Annotated in this window: 14 protein-coding genes; 13 read left to right on the top strand and 1 reads right to left on the bottom strand. The window is 38.1% G+C overall.

Annotated elements, in window-relative coordinates; translation table 11 throughout:
- Positions 1-27 precede the first annotated feature (27 nt).
- Positions 28-645, bottom strand: a complete 618-nt coding sequence (locus M594_RS07970; protein WP_000076168.1) for a TVP38/TMEM64 family protein — start codon at positions 643-645, stop codon at positions 28-30.
- 587 nt (positions 646-1232) lie between these two features.
- On the opposite strand from M594_RS07970, the gene M594_RS07965 reads away from it, so the two are divergent.
- From M594_RS07965 to pnp, 13 genes are all read left to right on the top strand, one after another.
- Positions 1233-1448, top strand: coding sequence for a hypothetical protein (locus M594_RS07965; RefSeq protein ID WP_173876465.1), 216 nt, complete (start codon positions 1233-1235; stop codon positions 1446-1448).
- Positions 1449-1473: 25 nt separating this feature from the next.
- Entirely contained in the window at positions 1474-2235 is a 762-nt protein-coding gene (locus M594_RS07960; protein ID WP_173876464.1) for a DUF6261 family protein, read from the top strand.
- A gap of 130 nt (positions 2236-2365) precedes the next feature.
- On the top strand, positions 2366-4921 hold the full coding sequence (locus tag M594_RS07955; protein WP_173876462.1) for an AbiH family protein: 2556 nt from the start codon (positions 2366-2368) through the stop codon (positions 4919-4921).
- 11 nt (positions 4922-4932) lie between these two features.
- Entirely contained in the window at positions 4933-6150 is a 1218-nt protein-coding gene (locus M594_RS07950; RefSeq protein ID WP_173876460.1) for a restriction endonuclease subunit S, read from the top strand.
- A 195-nt stretch (positions 6151-6345) separates the two neighbouring features.
- Positions 6346-6699: a hypothetical protein gene (locus tag M594_RS07945; protein ID WP_254597138.1), complete on the top strand. Its 354-nt coding sequence runs from the start codon at positions 6346-6348 to the stop codon at positions 6697-6699.
- A 1-nt stretch (position 6700) separates the two neighbouring features.
- Entirely contained in the window at positions 6701-7528 is an 828-nt protein-coding gene (locus M594_RS07940; protein ID WP_173876457.1) for a hypothetical protein, read from the top strand.
- Between the two features lie 24 nt (positions 7529-7552).
- On the top strand, positions 7553-9154 hold the full coding sequence (locus M594_RS07935; RefSeq protein WP_173876455.1) for a type I restriction-modification system subunit M: 1602 nt from the start codon (positions 7553-7555) through the stop codon (positions 9152-9154).
- Between the two features lie 201 nt (positions 9155-9355).
- Positions 9356-10126, top strand: coding sequence for a Fic family protein (locus M594_RS07930; RefSeq protein WP_173876454.1), 771 nt, complete (start codon positions 9356-9358; stop codon positions 10124-10126).
- A gap of 325 nt (positions 10127-10451) precedes the next feature.
- Positions 10452-10856, top strand: coding sequence for a YbgA family protein (locus M594_RS07915; RefSeq protein WP_173876452.1), 405 nt, complete (start codon positions 10452-10454; stop codon positions 10854-10856).
- Positions 10840-11202: a TIGR02328 family protein gene (locus M594_RS07910; protein WP_173876450.1), complete on the top strand. Its 363-nt coding sequence runs from the start codon at positions 10840-10842 to the stop codon at positions 11200-11202. The genes M594_RS07915 and M594_RS07910 overlap by 17 nt, the downstream gene beginning before the upstream one ends.
- A gap of 244 nt (positions 11203-11446) precedes the next feature.
- Complete coding sequence (metE, locus tag M594_RS07905) at positions 11447-13696, top strand: 5-methyltetrahydropteroyltriglutamate--homocysteine S-methyltransferase (protein ID WP_125455060.1); 2250 nt, start codon at positions 11447-11449, stop codon at positions 13694-13696.
- A 102-nt stretch (positions 13697-13798) separates the two neighbouring features.
- Positions 13799-14665, top strand: coding sequence for a methylenetetrahydrofolate reductase [NAD(P)H] (metF, locus tag M594_RS07900; RefSeq protein WP_125455061.1), 867 nt, complete (start codon positions 13799-13801; stop codon positions 14663-14665).
- Between the two features lie 451 nt (positions 14666-15116).
- A complete protein-coding gene (pnp, locus tag M594_RS07895; protein ID WP_173876449.1) occupies positions 15117-17330 on the top strand; it encodes a polyribonucleotide nucleotidyltransferase in 2214 nt (737 codons plus the stop codon).
- Positions 17331-17338 lie beyond the last annotated feature (8 nt).

Genomic DNA, 17338 nt, shown 5'->3' with positions numbered 1-17338 from the left:
TGGGAAACCAAACGGATTTTTTATGTGTCAAAGCATTTGCCAGAAAAAGTCAATAATATAGGTCAGACCGTAGGTATAAACCACGAGGGTAAAGGGCTTGGTCAGAATGATGATGGTCATATAGCGCTTGAAACTCATCTTGGTCAGGGCAGCCAGCATACAGAGAAAGTCAGCTGGGCTAATGGGCCAAATCATCATAAAGATAAAGAAACGGTCAAAACGATTGCCCTTATCCAACCAGCCGATGTACTTGTCATAGGTACGCTTGCTGACGACAGACTGGACAAAGGCAGCACCGTAGAGGCGTACCAGATAAAAGATAATGGCACAGCCAATCACGATGCCGATATAGTTGTAGATTGTCCCGATGATGTGACCGTAGATAAAGACCCCTGCCACCGAGGTTAAGGCCCCTGGGATGATAGGGACGACCGTTTGTAAAATCTGTAAAAAGATAAAGAGAGGTGGCCCCCAGATGCCTGCCTGCTGGATAAAGGCAGAGAGGGTTTCTTTAGACTGTAAAATCCCAGCCTGATAAGCCCAAATACAGAAAATCAAACTCCCAACCCCACCGACAATCGATGAGATGTTGATAACTTGCTGTAGAAGGGGAGAAACAGCTTTCATTTGTTTATCCTGTGACATGTAAACTCCTCATAGATAGTATATTTCTACTATACCATATTTTGGAGGAGAAAGGGGGAATGAGTCTTTTTGATAAGAAATAGATGGGAATACAGGCCTTCGAGACTTAGAACAGGTCTCTTCCCTAAAGTTTACATGTATTCTAGGTTTAGAACAATCGTCATTCCATAAATTTAAAAGTATTCTAAGTTTCGAATAGCTTATCTACGAAAGTTTTGAGATCTTCTAGCTTTCGAATAGTCGTATTTGCTAAAGTTTATATGTATTCTAAAGCTAGGAAAGTTAAAATCTAAAAATAGTAAGAGTCTCTATCTGATGGACGGAGTGTGTGTCCAGTCATATAGGGATTTTTTAATACTCTTCGAAAATCCAATTCAAACTACGTCAGCGTCGCCTTGCTGTACTCAAGTACAACCTGCGGCTAGCTTCCTAGTTTGCTCTTTGATTTTCATTGAGTATTATTTTGAACTGTCTGATTTGTCTTGAAAAGTATATTTTAGATGGAAATAATGACAGTTGAGCGGATGGGGGTTAAAATGGTTTGGGAAACTGTTAGAATGAGTGTATTAACTTAAAGGAGAAAATTGATGAAGAAAGTTAGAGATGATGAGGAGAGTATGCTATCTACACTTCCTTTATGGGGGCTTCTATTTTTGGTCTGTGCATTGTTTCAAGTCTTTGTATTTAAGGATAGACCTTTGATTCAACATGATAGACAAGGAAGCATTGTAAAAACAGATCAAAAACAGGTCTATCTTCCAGAACTAATCCAGTCTTGGTTTGATAAAGAAAAAACTAAATGATTTGTTAAATAGAAAGGATATCATCATGACAAAAACATACGCTATTCGCCCACTTAGTTACAGCAACTTTACCAACCGTGAGTTTGAAAGCCTAATGATGGATACTCATCAGAGTCTAGCTACTTTTTCTAAGGCAAACAAGGATGAGGCTATGTATGCCAAACATTTGGAACCCTTCAAAACCAAGCTGGATGATTTTCAAGCTCAACTTGCGGCAGTGGAGACGAAAGAATCTACTAATCTGACAGAAGTTGATCGCAATCGTGATAGTGCCTTGGTCGGTCTCTTTACTCTTCATAGAGGATTTGCTAAGATTAAGGATGCCAAGCTCAAAGAAGCTCATGAGACTCTGAAACCAGTCTTTACCAAGTATAAGGACATCACTAAGCACAGCAACGATGTGGAAACGGCAGAAATCAAGAGTCTGCTCAAAACACTTAGTGAAACACCCTATCATGAGGCAGTGACCAGCCTAGGGCTAACTCCTATGCTGACGGCGGTGATCAATGCTCAAGAAGAATATGATCAAGTGGAGAGTAAGGCGCGTGCTTCTAAGTCTGCCAAAGAAGTTGGCAAGACCAGACAACTCCGTACCGAACTTTCAACTAGTTACGACCTCTTTATGCGCTATACCGCAGCCAGTGCAGAAGCCTATCCTGAAAAGGAACACCTGACCCAACTCCTCAAGGAACTCAATAGCATCCGAGATAGCAAACGCCGTCTCATCACTGGTAGCAAGAAAGATAAAAAGACCAAACCAGCAGAACCAGCCCAAGCAGCAGGATAAAGACAACCCCTTAGAAGCGGATTTCTAAGGGGGATTTTGTGTAAAAACTTTATATACTGAGTCAGAATTGATATAATGGGATATACAAGATTAAAAAATACGTATAAAAGTTGCGGAGGTATTTGTATATATGTCTGAAGAAGCTTCTAAAAATGATAAAGGAACTCTGAATAGACCAGAAACTAAGGTAGTAATAGTAGGTAATGGTTTTGATATTAGTGCTGACTTAAAAAGTTCATACAATAATTTTATAGAATATATAAGGATAGAGGAAAAGCTTGAAACTAATGAAGAGATTTATAACTTTAATAAATTATTTTTGCAAAAATTTGATGGTAAATCATTGAATTGGAATGATTTAGAATCTATTTTTGAAAATCATATCAAAGAGATTAATGAAATAACTTACAACAGTGATGCTGAAATCAGAAGTAGATACAGTGTTACTGAAATAAATACTTATCTTAAAGAATTGGAAGAATTGTTTTCTTCATATTTATCTGAGGTTTATGAGGAGTGGCGTAATTTATATAGAATTCGAAAAAATAATAATAAAAGAGTGATAGTTAATGAAGTTTATAAAAATATATTTAAAGATGCAGATATAATAAATTTTAATTATACAAGTACTTTATTTGATTTAGACTTAATTCAAACAGGAAGTGGTCAAATCTCAAGATATTTTCAAGTACACGGATCCTTAGTTGAACAGAATATTATTTTTGGAGGAGGATTCACTGGCAATGAAGAATTTAGCGTCTTTAATATACCAGGGTCTATGGACAATGATAAACTTATCCGAATAAAAAAAGATACTAATTTATTTGAAAAACGTATTCAATTATTAGAGAAAATAAAGAATTATCAGGAAAATTCGGTTGATACGTACATTATTGGACATTCTATTTATGGGAGCGATTTACCGTTTTTATCTAAAATATTTGAAAAATCGAAAAGAATTTATTTGTTTTATTATGGCAATGACTATTTAATTAAATTACAGATGGTTAGTAAGGTATTGAGTTCAGATGTTTTAGAAAAAATAGTTTTAGTACCTTTTTACGATATTCTTGTTAATATCGATGATAAGAGACTAGAGTTTGGAGGTAATAATCCTGACTCAATTCAGCTGGATGATATTGATATTGAATTATTGAAAAGAATATTTAATATATCTTTACCTATTGCCGAACCTTTTGATAATTTTATTTTAACGAATAAACTTTTTATATTTAAACAGTTTCGATATTTAAAAATATCGAATGTTCTAGAGTGTAATTCATTAAAAAAGATTCTAAAATTTTTAGAAATAAGTGAGACAGATATTGAAGGACTCCATGTAATAATTGATGGAGTTGAAGCAATGGTTAAAGATGCTTTACCTTTGGATGAATTATTTGATATGGATGAGTTTACAAAATGTATAAAAAATAGCAAATCTATTGAAATAACAAATTCGTGGTTAAGTGTTGAGAAGTTATTAGGTATATTTTTAAATGCTGAAAAATGTGAAAAATTAAAAATAAGCAACTGCACTTTTTATTATGGCAATGAGGAAAACATTAATATTGATGTTAGCCGCCTTCAGAACATTGAATATTTGGAAATAAGCAAAAATAATATCAACGAGGGACGAATGGTCAATATAATTGCTTCTAATGAAATAATTAGTAATTCTCTCAAAAAAATAGTTGTCCGTGAAAATTTATTTCTTAAAACAGATCATTCTTTGATGAATTTTTCTCAGCATAGCCGTTATTTTGAGATGGATTATCCGAATAATGGAGAGTTTGGCTACGAGATACACTTTTCGAATGTTTTAACCTTTATTCTTGATGCTCAGGAAGTAGATATAAATCCAGTCATATCAGGAATTACTCTTACACCTAATGTTAGAACTTTAAAATTATTAGAAATATCTTTGTCTGATAAAAAAATAGATTTAAAAGAAGAAACAAGTTTTTATAAATTATCCTCGTTGTTTAAGTTTGATAATAAAAATAAGAATACGAGATTTTTATCAAATCTAGAAGAAATAGAATTATCAGTTTTAGATAATGGACGAGAATTATTATTTGATGTTATTCCGAATACGCAACAAATTACTTATAATGGTGAGCAAATTGAACTTATAAAATTATTGGTTAAAGAACAAAGTGTTCAAAAAGCACAACAAGAAATTTTTAAGGAACAATCCGAAGAGGAATTATTGATAGACAAGGAGTCGTTTATTGAAGTAGATTTAGAGACTATAACTGACCAGAAGAAGACTGTTGATATAACAGATTACGATGTTTCTTCTCCTAAATCGGTAGAAGGTGAAGTTATGGATGATACAGAAGATAAGGTTTATAAAGTACTTTTAGCTCACTTGACCGAAAATATTTTACTACATTCTGATGATGGAGAAAAACGAAAGAAAAAAGTTGCGAAAGATATTGAAAATGAAATTAGTGATTTTGCTAAAGAGTGGGCAATTGATAAACAAGCTTTGACTTTTTATATTTTAAATTTTGATATTAGAAGAAAAGAAGGGAAACAGCGCGGAGAAACAGCTTTAAGAAAAACAGCAAATTATGAGGAATACTCTCATAAGTCGAATAAAAATAAATTACAATATAGACAAAGTCTTAATATTGCAATTAGAGAATTTGCAACTACACTACATGAAAAATATAGTTTATGAATGGAGAATAGATGAGAGAAAAACTCAAACCTAAGCTAAGGTTTAATAATTTTGAAAATCCTTGGAATCAATCTTTGTTAATGGACCAAGTAGAAATCAGAAGGGGATTGACATATAAACCCAATGATGTGAGGAGTAGTGGTGTTCGAGTTTTGAGGAGTTCAAATATTGTAGATGATACTTTTATATTATCTGATAACGATGTTTTTGTTGATAAGGCTGTAGTAAACATTCCTAGAATAAGTAATGGTGATATTTTAGTAACTGCAGCTAATGGCTCCACAAAACTAGTAGGAAAACATGCAATAGTAGAAAATTTAGTAGATAACGAGATAGTTGTTCATGGCGGGTTCATGCTACTTTTTAAAACTGAGCAGAATTACTTTGTAAATGCCTGGATGAGTTCAAATGAGTATAAACGAGTGTTACAATTTGTGCAAGGTGGAAATGGTGCGATTGGAAATTTATCTAGCACAGTATTGAAAAGTATGAAAATGAGCTTTCCTTCACTCCAAGAACAAACCGCCATCGGCTCTCTTTTACGCACTCTCGACGAACTTATAGCAAGCCACAAAGAGAATCTGACCAACTACCAATGTCTCAAGGCGACTATGCTCTCCAAGATGTTTCCGAAAGTTGGTCAGACTGTTCCTGAGATTCGATTCGATGGATTTGAAGGCGATTGGAAAGAAAAGACATTAGGTAGTTTGGGTTCGGTTGCTATGAATAAACGTATTTTTAAAGATGAAACTAGTGAAAATGGCGATATTCCTTTCTATAAGGTTGGAACATTTGGAGGGACTGCTGATGCTTTTATATCCAAAGAAAAATTCGAAGAGTATAAAGAAAAATATCCTTATCCTGAAATAGGCGATATCCTTATATCTGCATCTGGTAGTATTGGAAGAACTGTTGTATACAACGGTGAAGATGCTTATTATCAAGATTCAAATATAGTATGGTTAAAGCATGATCAGCAATTAGATAATTTATATTTGAAACAATATTATGGAATAATAAAATGGTCTGGAATTGAGGGAACAACAATAAAACGACTATACAATAAGAATATATTAGAAACGAATATCTTTTTACCTCCGAGTGTAACCGAACAACAAGCCATCGGTGCCTATTTCTTCACACTCGATAACCTCATTAATTCTCACCAAGAAAAAATTTCTCAGCTTGAGACTCTGAAAAAGAAACTCTTGCAGGATATGTTTATATAGAATTTTATTATGAAAGACTTTAAAAGATTATGTTTGTCGTTTTGCTTATCAATTTGTTCTTTTTCGCCAGGTTTAGTCTTGTATCTGTTTACTATAGACATTTTTCCCTCACATGATTCCTATGTATGTAGTATACTAAAAATCATAGTGTTAATTTTTCTAATGTTTTCTTTTTCTTTTGGAGTCTTACAGTATTTGATAAGATTTAAAGAAGCAAATGATACTGCTCAAGTTGAAAGTATACAACCAGTAGAAAATGAAATCATTCCAACTTACTTAGGTCTTTTTGTAATTATGCTGGGTTTAGGTGAATTAACATTCTTATATCGGATTATAGTAATAGCTTTCATTTTTCTAATATGGTGGATTCTTATGGAGAGATCGTATTATTTTAATTTGATATGGTTATTCTCATATCGTTATTACAGAGTCACTGATAAAAACGGCAATGTTTTTATTATTTATAGCAAGAAAAAAGATGTTAAAGAAACTGGGACTATAAAAGGACTTGTTAGAATAAATAATTTTACTTTTTTGGAGAAGGAATAGTATGTTTTTAGTAAAAGTAGGTCAAATATATAGAAAATTGGAGAACTCGGAAGATATTTCAGAATTAGTTGCTCCGGAGATTGATCCTGAAAATAGTAGAGAATTTGATCCAGAAATAAAATTAGAACATGATGAATGGTTCTATGTGGAAATTGATGATTCGCATATGTCTATGGTCAAAGAATATGAAGATAAATTTTTAAATACTGTGGGTTTAAATGATGTGAATGAAGCAGAGTTCTCAAAAATTGACTTGATTTTTCGTAAAGTTGAAAATGATGGGTTAGTTTTTCAAAAAATTACACAATCAAAGAGACTGGTTGATAAGTCAATATTGAAATTGAGACATAGAAGAGCTGAAAGAACAATTATTGAAAATGGTATAGAACTAAAATCTGAGAACGATGCCTATTTTGATGGAAATGATAAATTGTATTTCAAAAATTTTAGAACGATTAGTAGCTTATTTAAGGGGCTTGATGATTACTATCGTATAGCAAGTCAGGCAGAAGTTGATGAGTTTAAAGAATTTAATCTAGTACGTTTTGTTAAGGAATTTAAGATAAAAACCAATAATTTAAAGATGTTAGCTGTTTTAAAAGATTATGGAATAGATTTGAATGATATAGCCGTTAAAAGTACTTTGTTGAGAACGTACAGTCAGTATCCTAATCAAGAGTTTGAGTTAGACGATAATCAAAATTTTATAATTGATAGTAATAGAAAATTAACATGTTTATTAAAGTTAGCACTTGGACGGTTATATACAAATCCAATAACTCACCATAAAATGGAAGCTAACCATGCAAAAAAAATTAAATTAAAGTAAGAAAATGATTTAGAAAGAAACATTATGGAAACAACACAAACGTCCCAGTCGCTCTACCAAGCCCTGTGGAACTCAGCGGATGTTCTCCGCTCTAAGATGGATGCCAATGACTACAAGTCCTATCTTTTGGGTATGGTCTTTTATAAGTACCTGTCAGATAAGATGCTCTTTTTCGTGGCGGAGACTATGGAGGAGGGGAGTGAGAGCCTAGAGTCTGCCCTTGAGGTTTATCGTAACTACTATGAGGATGCGGATACCCATGAGGATCTTCTTGCAGTCATGAAGGATGAACTCAACTATAGTATCAAGCCTGAGTTGACCTTTACGGCTCTAGTAGCACGTGTCAATGAGGGAACTTTCCAGTTGGAAGATTTGGCTCAGGGTTTTCGAGATATCGAGCAGAGTGATGAACTCTATGAAAACCTCTTTGAAGATATTGATCTCTATTCCAAAAAGCTAGGGGCGACTCCGCAAAAGCAAAACCAAACGGTGGCGGCGGTCATGAAGGAGTTGGCTGTGCTAGATGTGGCTGGTCATGCAGGCGATATGCTGGGGGATGCTTATGAGTATCTGATTGGTCAGTTTGCGACTGACTCAGGTAAGAAGGCTGGTGAGTTCTATACACCTCAACCTGTTGCCAAACTTATGACTCAGATTGCCTTTTTGGGTCGTGAGGATCAGCTAGGCTTTACTATCTATGATGCGACTATGGGGTCTGGCTCTCTCTTGCTCAATGCCAAGAAATATTCTCACAAACCGCAGACAGTGGTTTACTTTGGTCAGGAGCTCAATACCTCAACCTATAACTTGGCTCGGATGAACATGATTCTACACGGTGTTCCTGTTGAAAATCAATTTCTCCACAATGCCGATACACTAGACGAAGATTGGCCGACTCAAGAACCAACCAACTTTGATGGTGTTCTCATGAACCCTCCCTACTCTGCTAAGTGGTCAGCAAACTCTGGCTTTATGGCGGACCCTCGTTTCTCTCCTTTTGGGAAACTGGCGCCTCAGTCCAAGGCTGACTTTGCCTTTCTTTTGCATGGTTATTACCATCTCAAGCAGGATAATGGAGTTATGGCTATTGTCCTTCCCCACGGGGTCCTTTTCCGTGGCAATGCGGAAGGGACCATTCGTAAGGCCTTGTTAGAAGAAGGTGCCATTGACACGGTTATCGGTCTACCAGCTAATATCTTCTTTAACACCAGCATTCCGACCACGGTTATCATTCTCAAAAAGAACCGTACCAATCGTGATGTTTACTTTATCGATGCTTCTAAGGAGTTTGATAAGGGGAAAAATCAGAATATCATGACGGATGCTCACATCGAGAAGATTTTGGAAGCCTACAAGTCCCGTGAGGAGATTGATAAGTTTGCCCATCTGGCAAGTTATGAAGAAATTGTCGAAAATGACTATAACCTCAATATCCCTCGCTATGTAGATACCTTTGAGGAAGAAGAAGTCGAACCACTGACAGACATCGTTAGCAAGATTAACACGACAAATCAAGCAATCCAAAACCAAACAGCTTCTCTACTTGAAATGCTGAACCAACTCCACGGAACCACACCAGAAGCCGATGCCGAACTCAAAAAGTTTTTGAAAGAGTTTGAAGGGTGATGAGCGTAATTAATTCGCTCATATTTAAGATAAAACTTTATCTAGGCTGATATAGTTGTATTTTCTAACATTAGCGAGGAGGGGCTTTCTTCAAGCTCGATAGAACGGAGAACTGTGAACTTGTATAAGGAGCTTAAAGATTTAATATGGTAGAATAGAGTGTATAGATTTTACTTGAAGCTTTGTTTAGAAAGGAAAACCATGACACCGACCTATGAAATTGATAATCCCAGCCTCTCTTATGAGACCAAATTAGACCTATGGGAAACGGGATTTGGTTTACAAAAGGTAGATGATTTAGAGCCGTCGTCGTATATGAGAGAGCTAGCAGAGCAAAATTCTCAAGGAAAGTTGACTTATCAAGAAGTTTATGATCAAGTAACGGCTTATCACCAAGAGACGGATGATAGCACAAGAGAAGCAGACCTTGTTGCTATGAGAATTGTGGAACTCTTGTCCTCTAATGCCTTTAAATTTGCTCCAACAACATTGAAAGTGATTCATAGAGAGCTTTTCTTTGGTCTCCTGCCACAAGGCATTCCCTTGGGAGAATACCGCTCTTATAACATTACAAAAAGTGAGGCTGTTTTAAACGGAGACAGTGTCATATATGATGATTTTCGCACGGTAGCAGATAGTTTGACCTATGATTTTCAGCAGGAAAGTCAATTTGACTATCGAGGAAAATCTGATATTGAAGTAGTGCAACATATTAAGACTTTTATTTCAGGTATTTGGCAAATTCATCCTTTTGGAGAAGGAAATACTCGAACCATAACAGTATTTTTGATTAAGTATCTTAGAACTATGGGATTTCAGGTAGACAACAAACCCTTCCAAGAAAATGCAAAGTATTTTCGAGATGCTCTTGTTCTTGATAATGCAAAGCTATTCCAGAAAAAAACAGAATATCTGGAACGATTTTTTGAAAATCTCTTATTAGCTGGGCAACATGATTTAGAAATAGACTAAAGAGATGAATGGTTTATTGTACATTTTGAGTTAGAAATTATTCCACCTTTTGAAGATGGGAATGGTCGTATGGGGTGAGTGGGTTAGAGTCTTATCTTGAAGAGCATTATCAGATAACAAATGCAGTGGTACAAGAATTGACAGGATTGAGTGCAACAACCATTTGTCGTTATCTCCAACTATCTGTAAACAAAGGTTTATTAGAAAAATCAGGAAGTACAAAAAACACTATTTATTCGCTCATATTCCGCTCATAATTCGCTCATTTTTAAGATATAACTTTGTTTCCATATTTCCGGGGAACTAGTAGAAAGTAAGGAGAAATATGGAAAATAACAACCAACGTGCCCTTTGTCAGCGACTCTGGGCGGAAAATAAATACCTTGTTTTGAGCCATTCCAGCAATATTTACAATGAGATTCGCCAATACTTGAAGAATGAAGAGGTGGAGGTGAGTCAGGTTCAAGAACTGATCGATCGTGCCTGTCAGATTCCAGAACACAGGGGTCAGGTTTGCAATGCCTTTCAGCATATTTGGGGCTATTTTAAAAAGCAAGCGACAGATGCTGAGCGCAAGGACTATATGCTCCTGCTGGATCGCTACCGCTTCGGTCAGGCTTCTCAGGAAGACTTGATTGCTAAGACTCGAGACTTGCTTGATCGCTATCCGAATACCTATTTGCAACATTCAACGTTACTGAAAGGAGACTCCCATGAGACTTTGGCATGAGGACTTAATTTCACAACTTCCCCGTCCTCAACTCTTGGGGCAGCATCGAGAGTGTTGCGCTCTACGTGGCAATGGCTGGGGTAGAAAGCATGCGACGGTGGACTATGTCTTTACCCACTCGCCCTATCGTCTCTATGCCTATCATCGCTTGATCATGGAGGAGATGGTTAAACGAGGCTTTAAGGTCAGTCCAGAGTGGTTGGATAAAAACTACCGTGGCAAGACCTGCCCTCCTTATCAAGATTTAGCTGAGGAGAAGCTGACCAGTCCAATCTACAGCGAACATGACGATGCCTACTATGAGGAGTGTCTGGACAATCTCCGAGAGAAGGGGATAGACCTATAGTCTTTTCTAATAACAAGTCATAGTCACTTATAAGAATTACTAATAACACGTTTGAAGAGCCTAACTGCAATAGAGCTATAAAACAAGATATACAAAGGATTTGAGGCATGTGTCTCAAGTCTTTTTCTTTTGTTTAAAACAGAGATATAGTTTCAAACTATATCAAAGCCTAATTTTTTACAATTATACAGATGATTCCTTTTCTGTTAAGATAGTTTCAACAACAAATTTTGGAGGACACATCATGTCAACTACAATCATCGGTTTCCCTCGTTTGGGCGAATTCCGCGAATTAAAATTTACAACTGAAAAATACTTTAGAAAAGAAATCTCAGAAGAAGAACTCTTGGCAGCCGCAAAAGACTTGCGTGCTAAACACTGGAACATCATCAAAGAAAAAGGAATCACTGAAATTCCATCAAATGATTTTTCTCACTATGACAACTTCCTAGATGCAGCTTTCCTTTTCAACGTGGTACCTGCTTCAGTTCAAAACTTGGACTTGTCTGACCTTGAGCGCTACTTCGCTTTGGGTCGTGGTTACCAAGGAGAAAAAGGAGACGTTCGCGCCCTTCCAATGAAGAAATGGTTCAACACCAACTACCACTACATCGTTCCTAAATTTGAAAAAGACACTCAAGTAAAATTGGCTGGTCACAAGATTTTCGATGAGTTCCAAGAAGCAAAAGAGCTTGGATTGAACACTCGTCCAGTCCTTGTAGGACCATTCACTTTCCTTCAATTGTCAGACTTTGAAGAAGGTGTGAAAGCAGAAGACTTCGTAGACAGCTTAGTTGCTGCTTACCAAGAAGTTTTTGCTAAATTGGCTGAACTTGGTGCAACTCGCATCCAATTGGATGAAGCTGCTCTTGTAAAAGACTTGACAGCCGAAGAAAAAACTCTCTTCTTGAATCTCTACAACAAACTTTTGGCTGATAAAAAAGGTCTTGAAGTCTTGCTTCAAACTTACTTTGGTGACGTTCGTGATGTCTACGCTGACCTTGTAAACTTGCCAGTTGATGCTATCGGTCTTGACTTCGTTGAAGGTAAGAAAACTCTTGAACTCGTTAAAGGTGGTTTCCCAGCTGACAAGACTCTCTATGCAGGTATTGTCAATGGTAAAAACATCTGGCGTAACAACTACGAAAAGAGTTTGGCTATTCTTGAGCAAATCCCAGCTGAAAACATCGTATTGACAAGCTCATGCTCACTTCTTCATGTGCCATTTACAACAGCTAATGAAGAATTTGAACCAGCTATCTTGAACCACTTTGCCTTCGCAGTTGAAAAATTAGACGAAATCCGTGATTTGGATGCTATCCGCAACGGTCAAGGAGCAGAAGCTCTTGCAGCTAACAAAGAACTCTTTGCGACTGAGCGTGTTGGTGAAAATGCAGAACTTCGTGCGCGCATCGCTGGTTTGACAGACGCTGACTACACTCGTTTGCCAGCCTTTGCAGAACGTGAAGCCATCCAAGAAGAAGCTTTCAAACTTCCAGCTCTTCCAACAACAACTATCGGTTCATTCCCTCAAACAAAAGAAGTTCGTGCTAAACGTTTGGCTTACCGTAAAGGTGAATTGTCTCAAGAAGAGTATGACGCTTTCCTTGCTGAAACGATCGATGAATGGATCAAATGGCAAGAAGATATCGATTTTGATGTCCTTGTTCACGGTGAATTTGAGCGTAATGACATGGTTGAGTACTTCGGACAAAACTTGTCAGGTTACCTCTTCTCTAAAAATGGTTGGGTACAATCATACGGTATGCGTGGGGTTAAACCACCAATCATCTGGGGTGATGTCACTCGTCTTAACCCTATCACTGTTAAATGGTCTAGCTATGCACAAAGCCGTACAAACAAACCTGTTAAAGGTATGTTGACTGGACCTGTTACCATCCTCAACTGGTCATTCCCACGTGAAGACATCTCTATCAAGGATTCTACTCTTCAAATCGCTCTTGCTATCAAGGATGAAGTGCTTGACCTTGAAGCTGCTGGTGTGAAAATCATCCAAATCGACGAAGCTGCTCTTCGTGAAAAATTGCCACTCCGTCGTAGCGACTGGTACGAAGACTACCTTGACTGGGCAATTCCTGCCTTCCGCTTGGTACACTCAACAGTAGCACCAGACACACAAATCCACACTCACATGTGTTACTCAGAATTTACAGATATCATCCCAGCTATCGATAACTTGGATGCGGACGTTATCTCGTTTGAGGCTAGCCGTTCAAATCTTGAAATCTTGGACGAACTCAAAGCGAAAAACTTCCAAACAGAAGTGGGACCTGGGGTTTACGATATCCACTCTCCTCGTGTGCCAAATGAAGGCGAAATCGACCACACAATCGAAGCCATCCTTGCTAAAGTGCCAAGCAAGAAAGTTTGGATCAACCCTGACTGTGGTTTGAAAACACGTGGTATTCCAGAAACAAAAGAAAGCTTGATCCGCCTTGTTGAAGCAGCTAAAGCTGCGCGTGAGAAATTGTAAGATAAGGATTTCTCTAGAAGCGCTGTTTGGTCAATCTGCCTGTTTCACTTGGATTCTAGGAATCCAGCTAACGAAAAAATCAACTAGAAAAGGATAATGACTATGTCACGCCAAACACCGTCACTCTCATTTGAAGTGTTCCCTCCAAACCCAGAAGTGGGTAATGATAAAATTATTTCAGCCTTGCAGGACATGCAGGAGTTGGCCCCTCACTTTATCAGTGTAACTGCCAGCAATAATAAATTTAATATCAAGGAAACGACGGTTCGTTTGGCTGACTTTATCCAAAATGACTTGGCGATTCCGACTATTGCTCACTTGCCAGCTATCTATTTGACCAAGGAAAAGGTTGCTGAGACTCTTGCTGACTTGGACAAGGTTGGGGTACAGAAAATCTTGGCTCTTCGTGGGGATATCATCCCTGATGTGGAACCACAAAAGGATTTCCGCTACGCAACTGACTTGATTGAGTTCATCAAGGAGCAAGCTCCTCACTTTGATATTGTTGGTGCTTGCTATCCAGAAGGACATCCAGATTCACCAAATCAGATTTCAGATATTCAAAATCTTAAGAAGAAAGTGGATGCAGGCTGTTCGAGCCTCGTAACTCAGCTTTTCTTTGACAATGAGCGCTTCTATGATTTCCAAGATAAATGCATTTTGGCTGGGATTGATGTTCCTATTCATGCAGGGATTATGCCAATTCTGAATCGAAATCAGGCTCTCCGCCTCTTGAAGACTTGTGAGAATATCCATCTTCCACGCAAATTTAAAGCCATCTTAGACAAGTATGAGCATGACCCTGAGTCGCTCAGAGCAGCAGGACTTGCCTATGCAGTGGACCAAATCGTGGACTTGGTAACTCAGGATGTTGCCGGTGTGCATCTCTACACTATGAACAATGCTGAAACAGCAAAATACATCCACCAAGCAACTCATGCCTTGTTTAATCATCAGTCTCTAGGATAATAAAAAGCAAACCATTCTTCTCAGGTGAGGGGAATGGTTCCTTTTTAATGGTAAAGACCGCACTTTTTAAGAAAAATATGATAAAATAGACTCTGTACGTACTTGATACAAAGATGAGGGTATAAACAGATTTTTAACTATTCAAATCTGATATAAAAAGGAAAAATACTAAAGAATAATATTTTTAAACTTTTCAAAGTATCTAGATAGTTGAACAAGGGCTAAATCCCTAGTGAAAAAGATAGATTTTCTGATGTGCATCGCACACTGCGTCAATCGAATGCTATCTTGTGTAATTGAACCCGGCCGAAAAGCTGTGTAAAAAAGATAAACTGTCTTGTCTTCATCGAAGACTTCGTCAGTTTCCTATTTTTACTTTGCTTTTGACGTCCTTGGTATCTTGATCTTTGTAGGCAAGACGTATAATATTATCAATCCAAAGGGGATTAAAATGACAAAACAAGTGTTTCAAACGACTTTTGCGGGTCGTGAGTTAATTGTAGAGACTGGTCAGGTTGCTAAGCAGGCAAATGGCTCTGTTGTTGTACGTTACGGTGAGTCAACTGTCTTGACTGCTGCCGTTATGTCTAAGAAAATGGCAACTGGGGATTTCTTCCCACTTCAAGTCAACTACGAAGAAAAAATGTATGCAGCTGGGAAGTTTCCTGGTGGCTTTATGAAACGTGAAGGACGTCCTTCAACGGATGCGACTTTGACAGCGCGTTTGATTGACCGTCCAATCCGACCAATGTTTGCGGAAGGTTTCCGTAATGAAGTACAAGTTATCAACACCGTGCTTTCTTATGATGAAAATGCCTCTGCACCTATGGCAGCTATGTTTGGTTCTTCTTTAGCGCTTTCTATCTCAGACATTCCATTTGACGGTCCAATCGCTGGTGTCCAAGTGGGTTATGTAGATGGCCAAATCATCATCAACCCAAGTCAAGAACAAGCAGAGCGTTCTCTTCTTGAATTGACAGTAGCTGGTACCAAACACGCCATCAACATGGTAGAGTCTGGTGCTAAAGAATTGTCAGAAGAAATCATGTTGGAAGCTCTCCTTAAAGGGCACGAAGCAGTTAAAGAATTGATTGCCTTCCAAGAAGAAGTCGTTGCAGCTGTTGGTGAAGAAAAAGCAGAAGTAGAATTGCTTCATGTGGACGCTGACTTGCAAGCTGAAATTATCGCAGCCTACAACAGCGACCTCCAAAAGGCAGTTCAAGTAGAAGAAAAATTGGCTCGTGAAGCTGCAACTCAAGCAGTTAAGGACCAAGTGACTGCAGTTTACGAAGAAAAATATGCGGACCACGAAGAATTTGACCGTATCATGCGTGATGTGGCTGAAATCTTGGAACAAATGGAACACGCTGAAGTGCGCCGTTTGATTACAGAAGACAAGGTGCGTCCTGATGGTCGTAAGGTCGATGAAATCCGTCCTTTGGATGCGGTTGTTGACTTCCTTCCTCGTGTGCACGGCTCTGGTCTCTTCACTCGTGGACAAACTCAGGCCCTTTCTGTCTTGACTTTGGCTCCGATGGGAGAAACTCAAATTATTGATGGTTTGGATCCAGAGTATAAGAAACGCTTTATGCACCACTATAACTTCCCTCAATACTCTGTAGGGGAAACTGGACGCTACGGTGCGCCAGGTCGTCGTGAAATCGGTCACGGTGCTCTCGGTGAGCGTGCCCTGGCTCAAGTCTTGCCAAGCTTGGAAGAATTCCCATATGCTATCCGCTTGGTGGCTGAGGTCTTGGAATCAAATGGTTCTTCATCTCAGGCTTCTATCTGTGCTGGAACTCTTGCCCTTATGGCTGGTGGTGTGCCAATCAAGGCGCCAGTAGCTGGTATTGCCATGGGTCTGATTTCAGATGGAAACAACTATACAGTCTTGACAGATATCCAAGGTTTGGAAGATCACTTTGGAGATATGGACTTTAAGGTTGCAGGTACTCGTGATGGGATTACAGCCCTACAAATGGATATCAAGATTCAAGGGATCACTGCAGAAATCTTGACTGAAGCTCTTGCTCAAGCCAAGAAAGCTCGTTTTGAAATCCTTGATGTGATTGAAGCAACCATTCCAGAAGTTCGTCCAGAATTGGCTCCAACTGCTCCGAAAATTGATACCATCAAGATTGATGTGGACAAGATCAAGATTGTCATCGGTAAGGGTGGAGAAACCATCGACAAGATTATCGCTGAAACAGGCGTTAAGATTGATATCGACGAAGAAGGAAATGTATCTATCTACTCTAGCGATCAAGATGCTATTAACCGTGCTAAAGAAATTATTGCTGGTTTGGTCCGTGAAGCCAAAGTGGACGAAGTTTACCGTGCTAAAGTCGTTCGTATCGAGAAATTTGGTGCCTTTGTTAACCTCTTTGATAAGACAGATGCCCTTGTTCATATCTCGGAGATGGCTTGGACGCGTACCAATAATGTCGAAGACTTGGTAGCAATCGGGGATGAAGTTGATGTTAAGGTTATCAAGATTGATGAAAAAGGACGTGTGGATGCTTCTATGAAAGCCCTTCTTCCTCGTCCACCAAAACCTGAACGTGATGAAAAAGGCGAAAAGTCTGAGCGACCTCACCGCCCACGTCATCACAAGGACCACAAACCTAAGAAAGAATTTACAGAAACACCAAAAGATTCAGAATAAGAAAAGGA

The organism is Streptococcus mitis (genome assembly GCF_013305725.1).
GTDB lineage: Bacteria > Bacillota > Bacilli > Lactobacillales > Streptococcaceae > Streptococcus > Streptococcus mitis_BO.
Note: the sequence above shows the minus strand (reverse complement) of the source record. Positions and strands in the feature narration are given on the sequence as shown.

Excerpts from the sequence above, each read along its gene's own strand:
- M594_RS07970 (WP_000076168.1), bottom strand. The coding sequence starts at position 645 with ATGTCACAGGATAAACAAATGAAAGCTGTTTCTCCCCTTCTACAGCAA.
- M594_RS07965 (WP_173876465.1), top strand. The coding sequence starts at position 1,233 with ATGAAGAAAGTTAGAGATGATGAGGAGAGTATGCTATCTACACTTCCT.
- M594_RS07960 (WP_173876464.1), top strand. The coding sequence starts at position 1,474 with ATGACAAAAACATACGCTATTCGCCCACTTAGTTACAGCAACTTTACC.
- M594_RS07955 (WP_173876462.1), top strand. The coding sequence starts at position 2,366 with ATGTCTGAAGAAGCTTCTAAAAATGATAAAGGAACTCTGAATAGACCA.
- M594_RS07950 (WP_173876460.1), top strand. The coding sequence starts at position 4,933 with ATGAGAGAAAAACTCAAACCTAAGCTAAGGTTTAATAATTTTGAAAAT.
- M594_RS07940 (WP_173876457.1), top strand. The coding sequence starts at position 6,701 with ATGTTTTTAGTAAAAGTAGGTCAAATATATAGAAAATTGGAGAACTCG.
- M594_RS07935 (WP_173876455.1), top strand. The coding sequence starts at position 7,553 with ATGGAAACAACACAAACGTCCCAGTCGCTCTACCAAGCCCTGTGGAAC.
- M594_RS07930 (WP_173876454.1), top strand. The coding sequence starts at position 9,356 with ATGACACCGACCTATGAAATTGATAATCCCAGCCTCTCTTATGAGACC.
- M594_RS07915 (WP_173876452.1), top strand. The coding sequence starts at position 10,452 with ATGGAAAATAACAACCAACGTGCCCTTTGTCAGCGACTCTGGGCGGAA.
- M594_RS07910 (WP_173876450.1), top strand. The coding sequence starts at position 10,840 with ATGAGACTTTGGCATGAGGACTTAATTTCACAACTTCCCCGTCCTCAA.
- metE (WP_125455060.1), top strand. The coding sequence starts at position 11,447 with ATGTCAACTACAATCATCGGTTTCCCTCGTTTGGGCGAATTCCGCGAA.
- metF (WP_125455061.1), top strand. The coding sequence starts at position 13,799 with ATGTCACGCCAAACACCGTCACTCTCATTTGAAGTGTTCCCTCCAAAC.
- pnp (WP_173876449.1), top strand. The coding sequence starts at position 15,117 with ATGACAAAACAAGTGTTTCAAACGACTTTTGCGGGTCGTGAGTTAATT.